A 337-nucleotide genomic window follows, 5' to 3' on the forward strand; every position below is an offset into this window, starting at 1 on the left:
CGTTAGCACCAGTGCGAGCAAAGATTACTTCACTGCCCGCATTCGCGCTGGTTACTAGGCTGTAGTAGCTGCTGTCATGTAGCCAGCTCACCAGAGAGCCCTCTTGGTTCACTTTGCCTGAAGCAACGTTCCATAAGTGCTGGTAACCGTTGTCTTCACCTAGCGGCTTCAGCGTGCTTTCGATGTTGTAGTCGAAGTCAGTACGGATGATTTGACCCGAGTGGTGAACGGGTAGGTCGTACTGGTGTTCAGCGTCAGCTTCGATGCGGTATACATCGATAACTAGTGGCTTCTCGAACTCAGGAAGTTCAGCAAGAATCACGCTGCGTTGCATGTC

At 51.6% G+C, this 337-nt stretch carries 1 pseudogene; it reads right to left on the reverse strand.

Features of this window, described 5'->3' with window-relative positions:
* A pseudogene (locus AB4232_RS22470) lies at positions 1–337 on the reverse strand (chondroitin lyase); the annotation flags it as partial.

This window comes from Vibrio sp. 10N.286.46.A8, assembly GCF_041470165.1.
GTDB classification, from domain to species: domain Bacteria; phylum Pseudomonadota; class Gammaproteobacteria; order Enterobacterales; family Vibrionaceae; genus Vibrio; species Vibrio tasmaniensis_A.